General features: G+C 57.3%; 15 protein-coding genes. 8 read left to right on the forward strand and 7 right to left on the reverse strand.

From position 1 onward, the window contains the following. Positions 1-2: 2 nt before the first annotated feature. Positions 3-407 (reverse strand): acyl-CoA thioesterase, encoded by a 405-nt coding sequence (locus ACN0XM_RS11890; RefSeq protein WP_417567159.1) that lies wholly within the window; start codon positions 405-407, stop codon positions 3-5. 193 nt (positions 408-600) lie between these two features. Between ACN0XM_RS11890 and ACN0XM_RS11895 the strand changes: the two genes are divergently transcribed. The 5 genes from ACN0XM_RS11895 to phoU all read left to right on the forward strand — a co-directional run bounded on the left by ACN0XM_RS11895 (position 601) and on the right by phoU (position 6,108). After that, positions 601-1,653: a substrate-binding domain-containing protein gene (locus tag ACN0XM_RS11895; RefSeq protein ID WP_417567160.1), complete on the forward strand. Its 1,053-nt coding sequence runs from the start codon at positions 601-603 to the stop codon at positions 1,651-1,653. A gap of 144 nt (positions 1,654-1,797) precedes the next feature. Next, the gene (pstC, locus tag ACN0XM_RS11900) at positions 1,798-3,186 is read left to right on the forward strand and encodes a phosphate ABC transporter permease subunit PstC (RefSeq protein WP_417567161.1); all 1,389 of its coding nucleotides are present in this window, start codon (positions 1,798-1,800) and stop codon (positions 3,184-3,186) included. Then, positions 3,179-4,453, forward strand: coding sequence for a phosphate ABC transporter permease PstA (pstA, locus tag ACN0XM_RS11905; RefSeq protein ID WP_417567162.1), 1,275 nt, complete (start codon positions 3,179-3,181; stop codon positions 4,451-4,453). Before pstC ends, pstA begins: the two co-directional genes overlap by 8 nt. A gap of 11 nt (positions 4,454-4,464) precedes the next feature. Further along, on the forward strand, positions 4,465-5,352 hold the full coding sequence (gene pstB, locus ACN0XM_RS11910) for a phosphate ABC transporter ATP-binding protein PstB (protein ID WP_417567163.1): 888 nt from the start codon (positions 4,465-4,467) through the stop codon (positions 5,350-5,352). A gap of 33 nt (positions 5,353-5,385) precedes the next feature. Continuing rightward, on the forward strand, positions 5,386-6,108 hold the full coding sequence (phoU, locus tag ACN0XM_RS11915) for a phosphate signaling complex protein PhoU (RefSeq protein WP_417567164.1): 723 nt from the start codon (positions 5,386-5,388) through the stop codon (positions 6,106-6,108). A 148-nt stretch (positions 6,109-6,256) separates the two neighbouring features. Here phoU and ACN0XM_RS11920 read toward each other — a convergent pair whose 3' ends face one another. From ACN0XM_RS11920 to mnmH, 5 genes are all read right to left on the reverse strand, one after another. After that, the gene (locus ACN0XM_RS11920) at positions 6,257-6,622 is read right to left on the reverse strand and encodes a histidine triad nucleotide-binding protein (RefSeq protein WP_417567165.1); all 366 of its coding nucleotides are present in this window, start codon (positions 6,620-6,622) and stop codon (positions 6,257-6,259) included. 41 nt (positions 6,623-6,663) lie between these two features. Next, positions 6,664-7,959, reverse strand: coding sequence for an FAD-dependent monooxygenase (locus ACN0XM_RS11925; RefSeq protein ID WP_417567166.1), 1,296 nt, complete (start codon positions 7,957-7,959; stop codon positions 6,664-6,666). A gap of 82 nt (positions 7,960-8,041) precedes the next feature. Next, positions 8,042-8,599, reverse strand: a complete 558-nt coding sequence (locus ACN0XM_RS11930) for an aminoacyl-tRNA deacylase (protein ID WP_417567167.1) — start codon at positions 8,597-8,599, stop codon at positions 8,042-8,044. 161 nt (positions 8,600-8,760) lie between these two features. Beyond that, positions 8,761-9,594, reverse strand: a complete 834-nt coding sequence (locus ACN0XM_RS11935; protein WP_417567168.1) for a mechanosensitive ion channel family protein — start codon at positions 9,592-9,594, stop codon at positions 8,761-8,763. 140 nt (positions 9,595-9,734) lie between these two features. Then, positions 9,735-10,838 carry a tRNA 2-selenouridine(34) synthase MnmH gene (gene mnmH / locus ACN0XM_RS11940; RefSeq protein ID WP_417567169.1) on the reverse strand — a complete coding sequence of 368 codons (1,104 nt, stop codon included), beginning with the start codon at positions 10,836-10,838 and terminating at the stop codon, positions 9,735-9,737. A 194-nt stretch (positions 10,839-11,032) separates the two neighbouring features. Between mnmH and ACN0XM_RS11945 the strand changes: the two genes are divergently transcribed. Then, the gene (locus ACN0XM_RS11945) at positions 11,033-11,680 is read left to right on the forward strand and encodes a class I SAM-dependent methyltransferase (protein ID WP_417567170.1); all 648 of its coding nucleotides are present in this window, start codon (positions 11,033-11,035) and stop codon (positions 11,678-11,680) included. 391 nt (positions 11,681-12,071) lie between these two features. On the opposite strand, the gene ACN0XM_RS11950 is transcribed toward ACN0XM_RS11945, so the two are convergent. Then, on the reverse strand, positions 12,072-12,476 hold the full coding sequence (locus ACN0XM_RS11950; protein ID WP_417567171.1) for a VanZ family protein: 405 nt from the start codon (positions 12,474-12,476) through the stop codon (positions 12,072-12,074). A 97-nt stretch (positions 12,477-12,573) separates the two neighbouring features. On the opposite strand from ACN0XM_RS11950, the gene cysZ reads away from it, so the two are divergent. Both cysZ and rapA read left to right on the forward strand, forming a co-directional pair. After that, a complete protein-coding gene (gene cysZ, locus ACN0XM_RS11955; RefSeq protein ID WP_417567413.1) occupies positions 12,574-13,323 on the forward strand; it encodes a sulfate transporter CysZ in 750 nt (249 codons plus the stop codon). Between the two features lie 16 nt (positions 13,324-13,339). Further along, positions 13,340-16,201: an RNA polymerase-associated protein RapA gene (rapA, locus tag ACN0XM_RS11960; protein WP_417567172.1), complete on the forward strand. Its 2,862-nt coding sequence runs from the start codon at positions 13,340-13,342 to the stop codon at positions 16,199-16,201. Positions 16,202-16,267 lie beyond the last annotated feature (66 nt).

Here is a 16,267-nt window from a genome sequence, read left to right on the forward strand (position 1 = left end):
GTTTAGAGGCCTTGTTCGGGCACTTCCCGAATCCGGCCGTGCTCATCAATAGCCACGTAGACAAACAGACCCTCGGTCACCTTGCGAGGATGCTTTGCGGTGCGATCCAGTGTCCAAACCTCCACGTTGATCTTCATGGAGCTGCGTCCGATATCGACCAGCTCGCAATAACAACTTACCTGCGATCCGACCCTCAACGGCGACAGAAACTCCATCCGGTCCATGGCCACAGTGGCATTGCGGCCCTGAGAAATGCGCCCGGCCATGGTGGCAGCGGCGATATCCATCTGTTTGACCAGCCAGCCGGCGAACACATCGCCATTGGCGTTGGTATCGACGGGAAGGGGAACTACCTGAAGCGTCAGTTCACCACGGGGGGTGGGTTTGTCATCGTCATACGCGGTCATAGTACTGCCTTTAGGAAGCCTGGAATTGTTTTAACCCGCATGGTAGCGGGCTGAGGCGCCGCTGCAAGCAAATTTGAATATTCCGGACTATATTTCAAAAGCTGTAACAAAGTTGTCACAGAGTGCCATTAGTCTGCACCCATCGGTAAAACACATCCGACAGAACGTCCAAACCAAGAAATGGAGACTTGACGTGATGAAATTGAACAAAGCACTCGCAACTGTTGCGCTGGCCGGCTCTGTAGCTGCCATGTCCGCACCTGCCATGGCTCGTGACACCATCAGCATCGTGGGTTCCTCAACTGTTTATCCGTTTGCGACTGTAGTTGCCGAGCGTTTCGGCACCAAGACCGACTTTGCGACTCCGAAACTGGAATCCACCGGTTCCGGCGGCGGCATGAAGCTGTTCTGTCAGGGCATCGGCACCCAGAACCCGGACATCACCAACGCCTCACGTCGCATGAAAACCTCCGAATACGATCTGTGCACGAACAATGGCGTCAAGGACATCACCGAATTTCGTATCGGTTCCGACGGCATCGTTATTGCCAGCTCTAGTAAGGCCCAGAATATGGATCTGACCCTGGAGCAGCTGTTCCTGGCCCTGGGCAAGCAAGTGCCGAATCCGGAAAACGAAAATGAACTGATCGAAAACCCATACGAGAAGTGGAGCGACATTGATTCCGATCTGCCGAATGTGAAAATTCAGGTGATGGGACCGCCCCCAACGTCCGGTACTCGTGACTCTTTCAACGAGTTGGCCCTGCAGGGTGGCTGTGAAGATCTGCCGGCGGTTGCCGACATGAGCGAAGACGACATGGAAACCGTTTGTCAGAGCATTCGTGAAGATGGCGCTTTCATCGAAGCCGGTGAGAACGACAACTTGATCGTACAGAAGCTGATTGACGACGCTGGCATGTATGGTGTTTTCGGTTACAGCTTCCTGGAAGAAAATGCGGATCGCCTGCAGGCCGCTACCCTGAACGGTGTAGCGCCAACCAATGAGGCTATCGCGAACGACGAGTATCCGGTTGCCCGCTCCCTGTTCTTCTACGTCAAGAAGGCGCACGTTGGCGTTATTCCTGGTATCAAGGAATACGTTGAAGAGTTTGTTAGCGGCGCGGCAATGGGTCCGAACGGCTACCTGAAGAGTGTTGGCCTGATTGTTCCGACTCGCGACGCCCTGATGGATCTGCAGGACAAGGCGGCAAACATGCCGAACCTGAAGAAAGAAGAGCTGATGTAAACCAGTTCGCCTCACAAGGTGTAGCTGATAAGGGTGCGGGCCCGAAAGGGCCCGCACCCTTTCGTCCGTATAACGCACCGAGTGCGAAACTTGTTATAAATCTTTACACTTGTTGCCTATTTGAAGTGTCAGACGGGAAAATTCATGCAAGCATCCACTCTCCTTTTACTGACCCTCGTCCTGGCCCTGGTGGCTTATGGGTTCGGCTATGTCCGATCCCGGGCACTGGCGATGCCATTGGGAGGAATACGTCATCTCAAGTCGCTACCGTTTTATTACGGCGCGCGGGCTGCACTCTGGTGCGTCATTCCCGGCCTGTTGGTACTGGGGTTGTGGGCGGCGTTCCAGGATAAAGTGATACAAACTCTGGTGATCGGCTCTTTGCCACCTGAGGTGTTGCAGTCCGGTCAGGGTCACGCAAGCTTGCTGCTTAGCAAGATCAGTAACGTGGCCAGTGGTGCCCTGCCACCAGGATTTGTGGAGGCGCCCATAGCTGAGGCGGCGGAACGTCTGAAGGCTCTGCGTCAACAGAGTCAGATGCTGATGAGTGCACTGGTGATTTCGGTATCGGTACTGGCAGGCTTCCTGGGATGGCTGCGCATTCAGCCCAGAATTAACGCCCGGGCTCAGGTGGAGTCAATTCTGAAGTGGCTGTTCTTCGCCTGTGCTGCCCTGGCGATCCTGACTACAATGGGCATCATCTTCTCGGTGGCTTTTGAGACCTTCCGCTTTTTCGAGAAAATTTCGTTTGTTGAATTCTTTTTTGGCACCAACTGGAGTCCTCAGACCGCATTGAGGGCGGATCAGGTGGCTGCCGAAGGCGCGTTCGGCATGATTCCCCTGTTCACCGGGACTTTGCTGATTTCGGCAATCGCTATGCTAGTCGCCGTTCCGGTAGGATTGCTGTCGGCGATTTACCTGTCGGAATACGCCAATAAGCATGTTCGCAGTATTGTGAAGCCCCTGCTTGAGTTATTGGCCGGGATTCCAACCGTGGTTTACGGTTTCTTCGCTGCCCTTACGGTGGCGCCGTTCATCAGTGATTTTGCCGCCTCATTCGGTATCGACGCGTCTTCCCAAAGCGCCCTGGCAGCTGGTGGGGTGATGGGGATCATGATCATTCCGTTTGTGTCGTCCCTGTCTGATGACGTGATCAATGCGGTTCCACAAACCCTTCGGGACGGCTCCCTGGCCCTGGGCGCAACCCAGTCCGAAACCATGAAAAAGGTCATCTTCCCTGCTGCCTTGCCGGGCATTATGGGGGGGGTATTGCTCGCGGTTTCCCGGGCCATCGGTGAGACCATGATTGTGGTTATGGCCGCTGGGCTGGCGGCGAATCTTACCGCTAACCCGCTGGAAACAGTGACAACGGTAACGGTCCAGATCGTTACGCTGCTCACCGGTGACCAGGAATTCGACAGTGCCAAAACGCTGGCCGCATTTGCACTTGGTGCCATGCTTTTCCTGGCAACCCTGCTGCTCAACGTAATTGCCCTGAAAATTGTTCGTAAATATCGGGAACAGTATGACTGATCAACGTTCACAGGCGGAGATTGTCCGTCAGTCACTCAAGCACCGTTACCGCAAGGAACGCCGTTTCCGTGCCTACGGCATCCTGGCGATTGCCATAGCGCTCTCTGCACTGGTGGTATTGTTTGCTGACATCATTGGCAAGGGCTACACCGGCTTCATAAAAACCACCATTACCATGGAGGTGGAACTGGATGGTGAAATGATGTACCTGGATGATGCCACCGATGAGCGTCAGCTCAAGATGGCGGATTTCGTGGAGCCACTGGTTCAGGCTCTGATCAAGGAAATCCCCGGGGCCACCGAGGAAAACCGTGACGCGGTCCGGGATCTTATCAATCCCTACGCCTCGATTACCCTGAGGGATGCCTTGAAAGCGAACCCGGACTGGCTGGGCACCAACAGGACCATGACCTTTCTGTCCCACACGGACGTTGATGTGTATGTCAAACACGGCGGGGATGAAGCGTATTCGATCAAGCTCTCGGAGCAGCAACAGGCCTGGGTTGATCAGTTACTCGAGCGGGGCGTGATCGACACGGCCTTCAACGATGTGTTCTTCAGTAACGGTGACTCCCGGGATCCCTCCAAGGCGGGAGTTCTGGGGGCTATCGTAGGCTCGCTGCTGACCATGTTCGTTACCTTGATCCTGTCGTTTCCGATTGGTGTGGCGGCGGCCATTTATCTGGAAGAGTTCGCCCCCCAGAACAAGTTCACTGATTTCATTGAGGTGAATATAAATAATCTGGCCGCGGTGCCTTCAATCATCTTCGGCCTCCTGGGCCTGGCGGTATTTATCAACCTGTTCGGCATGCCGCGGTCGGTGCCGGTGGTGGGTGGTCTGGTGCTGACGCTGATGACCCTGCCCACCATCATCATTTCCAGCCGTGCCGCCATCAAGAGTGTGCCTCCTTCCATTCGCGAAGCGGCTGAAGGGATTGGCGCGTCGAAAATGCAGGTGGTCCTGCACCACGTGTTGCCATTGGCCATGCCCGGCATGCTTACTGGCTCAATCATCGGCATGGCTCAGGCTCTCGGCGAGACCGCTCCTCTGCTGCTGATTGGTATGGTTGCGTTCATCGTGGATGTGCCGGATGGCTTCTTCGACTCTGCAACCGTATTGCCCGTGCAGGTTTTCCTGTGGGCAGGCAGCCCCGAGTTGGCCTTTATTGAACGTGCATCAGCCGCCATCATGGTGCTGTTGACCTTCCTGATCAGTATGAATGCACTGGCGATCTGGATGCGTAAGCGTCTTGAGCGCCGGTGGTAAGGAGAATTCGGATGAATAGCATAAACCCCACGATTGCCAGTGAAGCATCTCAGTCGGGAACGGCAGCTGTGCCGGTTCAGGAAGAGAAACCGGCTGAAACCGTCATCGAGGAGGGCAAAACAGTTGGCAGACCCTTTTCTGATGACCCGAAGTTCAAGCTTCGCGATGTTGACGTATTCTATGGTGACACGCGTGCCATCAAAAAGATCAGTCTCGATATCTCCCGCAATCAGGTCATTGCCTTTATCGGACCTTCCGGGTGCGGCAAGTCTACTTTCCTGCGCTGTCTGAACCGCATGAACGACAGCATCGATATCTGTCGTGTGAAGGGATCCCTGCAGCTGGACGATCACGATATCTACGACCCGAAGCGGGATGTGGTGGAACTTCGTGCCCGGGTTGGCATGGTGTTCCAGAAGCCGAACCCGTTCCCGAAGTCGATCTACGATAACGTGGCCTACGGCCCGCGTATTCACGGGCTGGCAAACCGCAAGTCCGATCTGGACGAGATTGTCGAGAACAGCCTGCGCAAAGCCGGCCTGTGGGAAGAAGCAAAGGACCGCCTGGACGCCACTGCAACCGGCATGTCGGGCGGCCAGCAGCAGCGACTTTGTATCGCCAGGGCAATCGCCGTGAGCCCGGAAGTGATCCTGATGGACGAGCCATGTTCGGCACTGGACCCCATCGCCACCGCCAAGGTGGAAGAGCTGATTGCGGAAATGTCGGAGAGCTACACGATTGTGATTGTGACCCACTCCATGCAGCAGGCAGCCCGGGTATCTCACCGCACAGCATACTTCCACCTGGGGCACCTGGTAGAAGTAAACGAGACCAACAAGGTATTTACCTCGCCGGAACATGAACTGACCGAGTCTTACATAACCGGCCGTTTCGGCTGATTCCGGTCCTGAGGAATTTTGGAGAAAAACAGTATGCCTACGAAGAAGGACGACGTTTACGGGGATCACATTTCCCACAAGTTCAATGATGAACTGATGGCGCTCAAAACCGAGTTCCTGAAAATGGGCGGTATGGTTGAAGCCCAGGTCGAGAATGCCATTCAGGCTCTGGTGGATGGCGATGGCCAGATGGCCGACGAAATCCGTGCCAACGACAAAAAAGTCGACCGGATGGAAATAGAAATCGACGAAGAGGCGACCCTTATTATCGCCCGTCGCCAGCCCACCGCACGGGATTTGCGACTGGTAATCTCCGTCATCAAGATGGTCGCTGATCTGGAGCGCGTTGGCGATGAGGCCAAGAAGATCGCTAAACTGGCCATCAAACTGACCGAAGAAGGACAGGCTCCCCGCGGTTATGTCGAAGTGCGCCACATTGGCAGCCACGTGCTCAGCATGCTCCACGATGCCCTGGACGCCTTTGCCCGGCTGGATTCCGAACAGGCCCTGAGGATCATGAAGGAAGACAAGCGGGTCGACGAGGAATATCAGGCAGCGGCGCGTACCCTGCTGACGTTCATGATGGAAGACACCCGCAACATTTCACGATGCATGTCTGTGATGTGGGTGCTTCGGGCGCTGGAGCGGGTAGGTGACCACGCCTGCAACATTGCCGAGAATGTGATCTTCATGGTCAAAGGCGAGGACGTTCGCCATACGCCGGTGGAAGAAGCTGAGAAAGTCGTCGGCCGCTGATCGTTTGGCCTGGGTGCTTGGTCGAGGCTGGCTGGAGGCCCTGTTCAGAACCGTGGAGGGCCAGGGATGGCCCGACCGAGCCCTACAGGGATTTACTTGCGGGCGTCTTCTGAACAGAGCCTCCAGCCAGCCGATTACACCATTGCTATCAGGCTTGTTTCATTCTGTCTGTGTAAGGCGGCCAGCCCAACGGCTTGCCGGCCAGCACGTGCAGGTGGATATGGAACACCGTCTGCCCGGAATTTTCTCCGCAATTCATGACAACCCGATAGCCGTCGTCCGAAAACCCCTTCTCCTTGGCAATCTTCGCGGCCACCAGGTACAGATGCCCCACCAGTTCGCGATCGTCTTCGGTAATGTCGTTGATCGTGGCAATGGCCTTTTTCGGGATTACCAGGAAATGCACCGGCGCCTGGGGATTGATGTCGTTGAACGCCAGGCTGATGTCGTCCTCGTAGATGATATCGGCCGGGATATCCCGGTTAATGATCTTGGTGAAAATCGTCTCTGACATGATGGCTCCTTTGTGGTTGTACTGACTGTGGCATTCGGGTTTCAAAGCTGGTTCAGGCCCGGAATCCGCGCGGTGATCTGCTTGAGGACGGCCGGCAGTTCTTCGTCGATTCCCATGGCATAGCGGGCCACCCGATTACGGGCGAAGGGCAGGGCGCGAGCGGCGCCGAGGCCGAGGTTCCGGAGCAGATGCACAGGAGGAATCTGGTTGCTGAACAAGTGGTAAAACAGGTCCATGGTCAGCATCATCCGGCGGTTGGCCGGGCGGCGCTGTTGCTCATACTGATCCAGCCATTTCCGGTCAGCCAGATCGTCGCCGGCGCGCCTGGCTTCTCTGAGAATACTCTGCAGGGCCTGGGCGTCCTGGAAGCCGAGGTTGACGCCCTGGCCCGCCAACGGGTTGATGGTGTGGGCTGAGTCACCGGCCAGAACGACCCTGCCCGCGAAATAGTGTCTGGCATGCTGCCGGGCAATGGGAAATGAGGCCCGGGCATCGATATGGGTCAGCAGTGGCAGGCACGCCGGGAAAGCCGACTGGATTTCGGCCATCAGCCCGCTGTCGTCCAGTGCCTTCAGGCGGGCCAGTTCGTCGGGCGCATCGTACCAGACCAGCGAGGCCCAGCTTTCACCCGGGTAGTTCGGGCCGGCACTGTATAGCGGCAGGAAGGCCCGGGGGCCGGAGGGGTGGAAGCCCTGCCAGGTTATGTCCTCCACTGGCCCCTGGTAGCGCACTGAGACCACCATGGCCTGCTGCTCATACTGGCTCCGGGTAGTGCCGATGCCGGCGAGATCCCGGACCCGGGACTGGGCGCCATCAGCGCCAATCACCAGGGCTGCGGTGAGTTGACGGCCGTCATCCAGGGTAACGGAGGCGGATTCACTGGATTGGGCCAGCGATGAAATGCCATGTCCGTGAATCAGGGTAACCCGTGGTTCTGCCTCTGCAGTCTGCCAGAGCGCCCGCTGGGTTACTGAGTTCTCGACGATGTGGCCAAGATGGTGCGTGCCCAGTTCTGTTGCATCGAACTCAACTTCGCTCAGTTTCCGTGGCACGAGGTTCTGAAGTGGATACTGCGTTTCGTCCCACACAGCTAGCCGCTGGTAGGGCGTTGCCCGCATAGCAAGGATGTTGATCCACGCATCAAGGTTGCGAAGATAACGCTCACTTCCGGCGCTCAAGGCGGATACCCGGATATCCGGGTTGGCTTGCGGATCGAAGACGGGCGGGGGGGCACGATCGACCACGGCGACACTGAAGCCACTCTGGCCGAGGCCGGTGGCCAGGGCAGCACCGACCATGCCGGCGCCAACAACCACAATATCAAAGGCTTGAGTCATATCGGATTCCTGTCTGATGCCCTCAGTTTACGCGATGACGGCGGTCAGACAAGAGATCGGGATCAAGCCGGCATGAAAAGTGTCAGTACCCTGCCATGCCGGAGACCCATTGTTTCTCGGCGTCCTCAGGTCGACGGCGATTTTTGATCAGCCAGGCGGGCTTCTGGGCCCCGGGTTTGGTGAAGCCCTGATTCAGGACCATGGGCTGCACCAGGGTTAGGAAGTCCGATGTTTTCATGTGAACTGACTCGGTATGGCTGCCGGCGGCGAAAGCCAGTTCAGGCTGCTCGATCAGGGCCTCGGCGCAGTAAACGGTCATACCGAACAGGTTGCCAAACGGCGGCATGGCACCCACTTCGCAATCCGGAAAACGGTCCTGGAACTCCTGTTCATCGGCAAGATCAAGAAAGTCGGTATCGAGAATCCGGGACAGCCTGTCCCAACGGATGCGCCAGGTAGCCGGCATGACCAGCATGGCCATTTTGCCATCTAGCTCGATGATCACGGTTTTGACGACGCGGTCGCCGGCAATCTTTACGTGGTGGGCAAGTTCCTGGGCGGTAAACGCAGGAGGGTGAGAGAGGCACATGTATTCCACATCTGCCTCGTCGAGGAATTCCTTCAACTGCTGTACCGGCATAGTGACAACCCCCAACCAGCAATGACAGCGTTCCGGAGCCTGCGGTTATTGGTATGCCTGGCCCCGATGGCCTGGCGGGGTCGGAAAACCCCGCCATTAATGGTCAGCTTAGTTGAGGTTACACAGTTTGCGAGTAACCGGATGTATCAATGCGAACCGGATCACTCGTTTTTGTAGAAATGAACGTCGCGCTGTGGGAACGGGATAGTGAGGCCTTCTTTGTCAAAGGCTTTCTTAACCCGCTCGTGCATGTCCCAGTAAACCGGCCAGAGATCATCGGTTTTGGTCCAGGGCCGGACGATGATGTTGACCGAGTTGTCTCCCAGGGAGCCCACCGAAATTCTCGGCTCCGGCTCAGGCAGTACCCGTTCGTCCTCGTCCAGAAGCTGTTTGATCACGGCCTTGGCCCTGTCGATGTCGTCGCCGTAGGAAATTCCAAAGGTCATGTCACAACGGCGGGTGTCGTAGTAGCTGACGTTGACCAGTGTCGCGTTGGACAGGCTGCCGTTGGGAATGACAATGCGGCGGTTATCGAAGGTGTCCACAATCGTATAGAGGATGCTGATTTCCCGCACGGCACCGAGGTATCCCTGAGCATCAATGGTGTCTCCAACTTTGAATGGTTTGAAGATCAGGATCAGTACGCCGCCGGCGAAGTTGCCGAGGCTGCCCTGAAGGGCGAGACCCACCGCCAGACCGGCAGCACCGATGATGGCAATGAACGAGGTCGTTGCGATACCGACCATGGAGGCAACAGAGATGAATAGAAGAATCTTGAGGATTGCGCCAATCAGGCCACAAAGAAATTTATTGAGTGTAGGATCTTTTTTGCCCAGTTTGTTGTCGAGCACACTGACAAACCGGTTGATCAGCCAGAGGCCGACCACGAGTGTGATGATGGCCAGCACCACTTTCGGGGCATAAGTCATAATCAGGGACATTGCCTGATCCACAAGTTCTGAAGCGCGTCCATCAGCTCCAAGCAGGTCTTCCATAGTGGACTCCTTGTTCATTGGTTTCTTTGCTTAAGTGTTTGATTATAATAAAAAGCTGGTAGAAATCTGGTTCGCCCCCGCGTTGGATAACAGAAAAACCTTACGGGCGTGTATTGCAAACTACATTTCCAAGGGTGTGATTACGCAATCGAACCGGTTCTGGCCCAGTCCAGAATTGCCTTCGGGCCCCCGCAGACAAGAATTCGCCCTTCTTTCTGGCTCAGTTGGTAGTCATACATAGGGTCGTAGTAATTCTGCAGCAATGCCTGGATCCAGGCATTATGGGCCTCTGTCCGGCCACTGGCTTCCTGTTCGGTAAGCGCCTGCTCCATCAGGCTGCGAAGCTGCTTGTGCCGCTCGCCTCCCAGGCGTTTACGAATGCGATCCAGGGCGCTGAGCAGATAGTCCCGGAAATTCAGCCAGCCGGCCTCGGCGCCATCGCGGTTGACGTAATCCGCGAACATACCCTCAACATAGTCTTCGCGGATGATGGCAATACGCTCTTCCAGAGGTTGCTCGAGGGTCATCAGAGGTGATTCGGCCATTCTTGCCCTGAGTGATTCGGGCAGGGCGCAGCGACCGACCATGCGGCTCTCGTCTTCCAGATAGACCGGTCCGCCAACAAGATGATGGGCTTTGAGCATAGACACGGCGAGCCGGTTCTCAAAGTCAATCTGGGTGGGTTGCGGAGTCACCTGCCGCCCGAAACTGGAGCCGCGGTGGTTGGCCAGGCCTTCAAGGTCGACCGGATTGGGGAGCTGCTTCAGGATCCGGGTTTTTCCGGTCCCTGTGCGACCGCTGAGGATGCGGAATTCGCTGGATTCAATCTGGGCTTCCAGGCTGTCGATCAGGAAGCGGCGCAGGGCCTTGTACCCGCCTTTTACCAGTGGATAGTCAATGCCGGCATCGCGGATCCATTGCTGGGTGAGCCGGGAGCGCAGGCCGCCCCGGAAGCAGAACAGGTAGCCCTCAGGGTGGCGGGCAACAAAGCGTTTCCAGGCTTCAATCCGCTGAGCCTTGATATCGCCTGAGACCAGCTGATGTCCCAATTCAATCGCCTTGTCCTGGCCCTTTTCCTTGTAACAGATGCCGACCCTATGGCGCTCCTCGTCATTCATCAGAGGTGCATTTTCCGTATTCGGAAAGCTGCCCCTGGCGAACTCCACCGGTGCCCGGACGTCCATCAGCGGCACGTCATTGAGAAACAGGGACAGGTAATCGTCGGTGTCGGGTCTGCTAGCCATTTCAGCGTTTAACCGGTTGTCAGATGAAGGCGGCAGTATAGCGGATACATGAGTTTTCTGCTCGCCGGGCCCTGTTTCCGGCCCCGGAGGCCGTTACAATGACCACCCTTTGGGAAATTGGGACTTGATTGCACATGTCAGTCGAACGCCTTCACCAGCACCTACGTAAAACTCTCTCCCGGGGAAGGGTTGCGATGTCACGCCCGGCCGGGTGTCGGCGGATTGCGCTTTACCTATTCGATCCGACGGTACTTGAGGGCCCGCTATCTCATGACGAAGCCCAGGCAGTCGTTGCCCAACCGGCCTATTGGTCGTTCTGCTGGGCCAGCGGTCAGGTACTTGCCAGCTGGATTCTGGACAACCCCCATTGGGTGGCGGGCAAGCGGATTCTGGATTTTGGTTCAGGCTCCGGCATCGTGGCCGTCGCCGCAGCTCTTGCCGGTGCCAGCGAAGTGATTGCCTGTGACGTGGACCCTGCCGCCCTCGATGCGGCCCAGGCCAATGCTGAACTCAATGGCGTTTCAATTACCCTGTGCAATGACTGGGCGAGTCGACCCGATGGGCTGGATGTGGTGACGGCGGCCGATGTGCTTTACGACCCGGAGAACCGGCCATTACTGCGGGTGTTCCGCAAGGCGGCCCCAAGGGTGTTGCTGGCGGATTCCAGGATGAAGGTGCTGGGCGATAGCGCCTACCGTAAGCAGGTCACTGTGGAAGCCCGAACCTGGCCGGACCTGAACGAGTTCGAAGAATTTAACCGAGTGCGGATCTATCTGGCCGGGGCGTGCGCGGAGGAACCCGGCTCACAATCATCCGGCCTCAAAAATAAAGGGCAACCCTGAGGTCACCCTTTGTCGGAATAGGTCGGCGCATCCTTGCGCATTGGGCAACAACCATGTTGCGAGATCCTTGAGCCACTCCCTGGTGCCGGCATCCGAGCCAGCTATCCGCATAATTATCCCTTAAGCGAGCCGTCCCTGTGTCCTTGCTTCTCCCTGCATTCCATGCCGGGGTGCATCCAGTGCATTATCCCTTTCCCTGTCATCCTTGATGGGAGGACTATATCAGTTGAATTCTGACAATCGTGTGAAATGTGCAAGTGCCACCGTCGCCTTCAAGAGCGAAAAATAGAATATAATTTTTGTATCAATGGGTTAGACTTTTCCTGAGCTCGAATAATGCCTCCGCGCACGTGACATTACTGCAAGATCGCACGTGCTTGTAGGAGATATCTCACAACGATTCGGGCGAATTTCTCAAGTCCGGTTTTCCCGCCTTCGGGATGCCGGGCCAGGGCAGTAGTCCGATAGCGATCCCGGCGCCGTCAGCGACCAGGTCGGCCAGGGAAAACTCCCGGTACGGCAGGTTCGCCTGAATGACCTCAATGCCCAGGCCAAAGGCCAGCAGCCCCGGCGCAAACCAGACGGCCCGGAGATCCGGCCAGGCGAGGCGGGTCAGGATGGTGAGCTCAAGGAAGGCGATCAGATGGTTGACCTTGTCGTTGGATGATGAGGGCACGGGGTAAGGATTATCGGTTGTCGCCAGGTATCCGATGGCCAGCACGGAGATCACAAAGGCTACTCGCCACAGAGCGCGATAATTCAGCAGGCTGGTCAGTTGTTGTTTCAGTGTTTCCATCGGGGAAGTCCCTGAGAGTTCCTGGGCTGTGGGAATGTTGCCAACATGATATGCTTTGCGCCCCGTCATTGTCATGGAAGCGGAGGTCCTGCCAGCGATGCTCAAAGGTAATTTTGTTCGTGGACTGGGTTATCTGGGTGAAGGTTTCCGCCTGATTCGTCAGCCCGGCCTGCGTCTGTTCGTCGTTATTCCACTTGTTATCAATATCCTGCTTTTCGGCTTGCTGTTCTTTTTTCTCGGAGAGCTTTTTGCGGGCCTGATTGCCGCCGCCATGGGCTGGCTGCCGGACTGGGCCTGGCTCCAGGCAATGGACTGGCTGTTCTGGATTCTCTACGGCGCCGTCATTCTGTTAATGCTGGCGTATGGCTTTGTGATTGTTGCCAATCTGATCGGTTCCCCATTCTACGGGTACCTTGCCGAACTGACCGAAAAACACCTGACTGGCCAGGAGGTCAACACCGATGACAGCTGGGCAATGATCATCAAAGACATTCCTCGCGCGCTCTGGCGCGAGGTCCAGAAAATTCTCTACTATCTGCCCCGTGCCATCGGCCTGCTTATCATCGGTCTGATCCCGGTCGTTAACCTGGTTGCAGCGGTTCTGTGGTTTCTTTTCAACAGTTGGATGATGGCGTTGCAATATGTCGACTATCCCGCAGACAACCACAAGGTCAGTTTCCCGGCGTTGCGCCGCTTGCTGGGTGATACCCGGTTGTCGGCATTCGGCTTTGGCCTGCCGGTGGCATTGGCGGCCATGGTGCCGGTTCTGAATCTGTTTGTGGTACCGGCGGCGGTGTGCGGGGCTACGGCTTACTGGGTGCGCGAAAACGGCGCGACCAGAAATTAATCGGTCTGGAGGTTTCTTGGATACATCGGAATTTGTTATCGGTCAGCGTTGGGTCAGCCACAGTGACACCGGCCTGGGGTTGGGTATTGTCACGGACATCTCGGGCCGAAGGGTCACCCTGGGGTTCCCTGCGGCCGATGAGGAGCGCACCTACGCGATTGATAACGCGCCGCTTTCCCGCATCATTTACCAGATCGGGGAGGAAATCGAGACCTATGAGGGGAAGCGTTATATCGTCCGCGCGGTCGACAATCTCGGCGGCGTAATGATGTATCACGCGGATGATGGCACTGATCTGCATGAAATCTCGGAAGTGAAACTGGCCGGTTCGGTGAATTTCTCGGCCCCGCACCAGCGTCTGTTCGCGGGCCAGTTTGACCGTAACGGTGCCTTTCGCCTGAGGTTTGCCACGCTTCAGCACATGGAGCGTCTGCGGGCGTCGCCGGCCCAGGGGTTGATCGGTGCCCGTGCCCAGCACCTGCCGCACCAGATCTACATTGCTCATGAGGTGGCGAGGCGTCATGCGCCCAGGGTGATGCTGGCCGACGAGGTGGGCCTCGGCAAAACCATCGAAGCGGGTCTGATCCTGCATTACCAGCTTCACACCGGGCGGGCAAAGCGCGCACTCATCGTCGTGCCGGACTCCCTGACTCATCAGTGGCTGGTGGAAATGCTCCGGCGCTTCAACCTGCGTTTTTCGATCGTTGACCAGAGCCGCTATGACGCCCTGAAAGACGAACAAAGCGATGTCGATGCGCTGGTGAACCATATCTTCGGCGGCGACGACTCGGTTAACCCGTTCGAGAGTGACCAGCTGGTGCTTTGCAGCCTCGACTTCCTGGTGAGCAGCCAGCAGGCCCGTAACGATGCCCTCCGGGCAGACTGGGACCTGATGATTGTGGACGAGGCCCACCACCTGGCCTGGCGCCCGGAACAAGCCAGCCCCGAATACCAGGTTGTGGAAGAACTTTCGGCGATCAGTCGAGGCCTGTTGCTGCTGACAGCGACCCCTGAACAGGTCGGTATGGCCAGTCACTTTGCCCGGCTGCGGTTGCTGGACCCGGCGCGCTTTCACGATCTGGAGATATTCCGGGAAGAAGAACAGCAGTACGAAGCCATCAACAGGGTGGTACGCGGACTGCAGGACGAAAGTTCCGAGATCAGCGCAGACGATCGAAAGCTGCTGCAGGCCTGGCTAGGGGAGGAGCTGGATCAGTTGTTGGCCGGTGATGACCCGCGTCAGTCGGTGATTGATGCCTTGCTGGATCGTCATGGCACCGGCCGGGTGCTGTTCCGTAATACCCGGGCTGCGATTCAGGGATTCCCCGAGCGTCATCCGACCCCCGTGCCCTTGTCGTGCCCGGAGATGTACGAGGGCCAGGTTTCCGGAATCCAGGGGCTGGCGCCTGAGCAGCTGGTACCCGAGGAGCAATGGCTGGCGGATGATCCCCGTGTGGCCTGGCTGGAGAAAAAACTGGCCAGCCTGCGCCCAGCCAAGGTCGTTGTCATCTGTGCCCGGGCCGAAACCGCCATGGCCCTTGAACGCTATCTCCAGCTTCGTGCCGGTATCCGCAGTGCTGCCTTTCACGAGCACCTGAGCCTCCTGGAGCGCGACCGGGCGGCGGCCTACTTTGCGGACAGTGAGCAGGGTGCCCAGGCGCTGATCTGTTCCGAGATCGGCAGTGAGGGCCGGAACTTCCAGTTCGCCCATCATCTGGTGCTGTTTGACCTGCCTGCCAATCCGGATCTGCTGGAGCAGCGCATCGGGCGTCTGGATCGGATTGGCCAGACCGAAGCCATTGATATCCATATTCCTTACCTGCAAGGGACCAGTCAGGAGGTTCAGTTCCGGTGGTTCCACGAAGGTCTGAACGCGTTTGCGGAAAGCTGCGCGGTTGGTGTGGCGGTGCAGGAGAACGTTCAGGAGCAGTGGCGGAAGGCGGTCGACGGTGACATCGATGCCACCGATGAGCTGGTCAGGGCCTCTGCTGAGGAGTCCCGGCGTCTGAAAACGCTGCTTCAGAACGGCCGTGATGCGCTGATTGAACTCAATTCCTGTCGCCGGGATGTGGCTGAAGATCTGATCACCGCCATTGAGGAAGAAGAAGGCGAGGTCCGAGTGCGTGACTATATGATGGAGGCCTTCGACATTCTAGGCGTGGATGTGGAAGACCACGCTGATCATTCCGATATTCTCCGCCCGGGTGAGCAATACCAGGCCGGTCACGTGGCCGAGTTGCCCGAAGACGGCATAACGGTGACCTGGGACCGTCAAAATGCCCTGGAACGGGAAGATCTGGCCTTTATGAGCTGGGAACACCCGATGGTGACCGGGGTGATGGATTCGGTCACCAGTTCCGGTCTGGGCAAGGCGGCCCTGGCCAGTCTGTCAGTAAAGGCGCTGCCGGCGGGCACCCTGCTGATGGAGGCGCTGTTTACAGTGCACTGTCCCGCCCCCGATGCCCTGCAGCTGACCCGCTATCTTCCGGTCTCGCCGCTGCGGTTGCTGGTGGACGTGAATGGCAAGGAGTTATCCGGTGCGCTGCCCCATGACCGCTTGAACGACCTGTGTTCAAACATTCGCCGGCGCACGGCCCAGGCCATAGTGCCGCAGATTCGACCCCAGGTTGAAACCATGGTGGATCATGTCGAACGTTTGTCCGAGCCGCACCTGGAGCCCATGAAGTCTCAGGCCCTTGACCAGTTGGCTGCCACCTTTGAACCGGAAATTCGCAGGCTGAAAGCGCTGCAGAAGGTGAATCCGGCGATTCGTGAAGAGGAAATCAACTATTTCCGGGACCAATTCGAGGCGGCCCGGGATGCCATTGGCCATGCCAGCCTCGCCCTGGAAGGTATTCGAGTAATTGTTACCGCGTGAACCCGGGTGTGATCGACGTAACTGGCTGACTGTGCGGCATTTGCTGGCCAGTCATCATCTGATGCG

It is taken from the genome of Marinobacter sp., from assembly GCF_048269445.1.
Taxonomy (GTDB): domain Bacteria; phylum Pseudomonadota; class Gammaproteobacteria; order Pseudomonadales; family Oleiphilaceae; genus Marinobacter.